3 protein-coding genes are annotated in these 2,283 nt (G+C 69.5%); all 3 read right to left on the bottom strand.

What is annotated here, in order from left to right:
- Positions 1-180 (bottom strand): hypothetical protein (locus PKH97_RS16005; RefSeq protein ID WP_324388607.1); only part of this gene is annotated, 180 nt, incomplete at its 3' end.
- Positions 181-470: 290 nt separating this feature from the next.
- Complete coding sequence (locus tag PKH97_RS16000; RefSeq protein WP_324388606.1) at positions 471-1,388, bottom strand: DMT family transporter; 918 nt, start codon at positions 1,386-1,388, stop codon at positions 471-473.
- 3 nt (positions 1,389-1,391) lie between these two features.
- Positions 1,392-2,283 (bottom strand): PASTA domain-containing protein (locus tag PKH97_RS15995; protein WP_324388605.1); only part of this gene is annotated, 892 nt, incomplete at its 5' end.

The following is a 2,283-nucleotide window of genomic DNA, read 5'->3' as shown; positions in this document are numbered from 1 at the left end:
GACCTTCAACAGCCCGTTCGGGCCGGTCAGGTCCTCACCGCGGCCGCGGGCGGCCATGACCAACTCCCGCACCGCAGCCCGCTCGGTATCCGAACGGGAAACCTCCTGGTCTTCTTCGCTTCCTTCGGCATCGAGCTCACGCTCGGCGGTGTCTCGGTCATCACTGACCTTTCCCGCCAACCTCGTTGGCGTGTCGGGCCAGTTACACCGTTCGTCGGACAGTCTCTGACCGTCACCGGGCAGGTCTCAATGGCCCTTGACACCCCGGACTCAGCACACCTTCGGGGACGTCGAGCAGGGCAGACCCTGTTGGAGGTCACCTAAATGCTGCTACGCCCTGTTATCGAAACCACGGACGGACGGGGTCCCCGCGAAGTATTGGAGCTGGGTCCCACGCTCTGCGTGGGCCGAAGGAGCGGAGAACTGCGGAGGGTGTCCTAGCAGAGTTTAGGAACAGGGGGTCGGTGCGCTCAAGGGGCGTCGTGGTGCAGGGCCTCGGCGGAGCGCGGGTCGGCGGGCGGGTGGGTGCGGCCGGAGAGTTCGGAGAGATACATCGCCGCGAGGACGAGGGCGCCGCCCAGGAGCATGCGCGAGGTCGCGGATTCCCCACCGAAGAGCACGGCGAACAGAGCGGCGAAGACCGGCTCGGTGGTCATGATGATGGCCGCCCGGGTGGCGTCGAGGTGGGCCTGCGCCCAGGTCTGCGCCCAAAGCGCGAAGGCCCCGGCCACCAGCGCCATATAGAGCAGCGATGCCCACTGCCCGCCGGTCGCCGGCAGCGTGATGCCGCCCGGGAGCGCGGCCACGAGGCAGACCGCGGCGATGACGCCCGCCTGGACGCTGGCCATCCCCGTGGCCTGAGCCGGTGTCGACCACTGGCCGAGGCCGACGATGTGCAAGGCATAGAGCAGCGCCGCCGCCAGCGTCAGGCCTTCGCCCTGCCCCACGGCGAAGCCGCGCAGCGAGAGCACGCCGAGACCCACGGTGGCCAGCAGCACGGCCACCCACAGGGCGCCAGGGATGCGCTTGCGCAGGATCACTGCCCCGCAGATCGGGGTGAGCACGACATACGCGCCGGTGACGAAGCCGGAGACCGAGGCCGAGGTGTGCTCCAGGCCCGTGGTCTGCAGGAGTTGGGCGCAGCCGTACAGTGCGCCCAGCAGCAGCGAGAGTCGCAGCTGCCGGCGGGGCAGGGCCAGGATCTGCGCGCGGAAGACGACCGCCATGACGATGGCGGCGATCGTGAACCGGACGAACAGGAAGTCGGCCGACGGCACGTGCTGCACCAAGTCGCGGATCAGGAAGAAGGTCGACCCCCAGGTCGCCGTCATCAGCACCAGCAGTCCGGTGGCGAGCAGGGTCGTCCGCCGGGTCGACGTCGCGGCCATCGCCTAGACGATCGTGATGGTGATGGTGCTGCCCTTGGGGGCCTTGGTGCCGCCGGGGGGCGTCTGGCCGGTGCACATGTCCAGCGGCGCGCCGAGGAAGCGGTCGACCTTGACGTCGAAGCCGGCTGCCTTGAGCGTGGCCACGGCCTTGGCCTCACTCATCCGGAAGACGCTCGGGACGTTGACCATCTCGGGGCCCTTGGACATCGCGATCGTGACGGTGTCGCCCTTGACGACCTGGCCGCCGACCGCCGGGTCCTGGGCCGCCACCGTGTCCTTGTCGTATTCGGTCGAGAACACGGTGTCACCCTCGGTCAGGGTCAAGCCGCTTTGCTCGGCCAGGGTCTGGGCGTCCGCGAGGGACATCCCCCGGAAGTCGGGCACATCGAAGGGCTGCGGCCCATTGCTGATCACGATCGAGACGGGGGTGCCGCGCTTGACCGATGCGCCCTCGCTGGGGTCGGAGGAGATGATCCGCCCCTTGGCCACCGTGTCGGAGTAGGCCTGCGTGATCGGGCCCAACTCGAGGTTGACCTTCGCCAGGCGCGCCGTCGCCGTCGCCTTGGAGGCGCCCGCCAGCGTGGGCACCAGATAGCGCTCCTGCCCCTTGGAGACGGTGAGGTTAACCGTCTGCCCTCGCCGCAACTCGGCGCCCTTGTCGGGTTTGGCGGAGATCACGATCCCCGAGGCGACGTCCTCGCTGAACGCCTGGACGTCCTTGGCCTTCAGGTGTGCCCGGTCGAGTGCCGTATGAGCGTCCGCGACCGAGAGCCCGGCCAGCGTCGGGACCGTCGTGGGTGCGCCCGGCCCGATGGTCAGATAGGCGGCGATCCCACCCGCCGCGATGAGGAGCACCGCGAGGACGGCGGCGAGCAGGCCGCGCCGGCTCCGCTTC

The organism is Nostocoides sp. (assembly GCF_035343835.1).
In the GTDB taxonomy this organism is placed as follows: domain Bacteria; phylum Actinomycetota; class Actinomycetes; order Actinomycetales; family Dermatophilaceae; genus Nostocoides_A; species Nostocoides_A vanveenii.
Note: the sequence above shows the minus strand (reverse complement) of the source record. Positions and strands in the feature narration are given on the sequence as shown.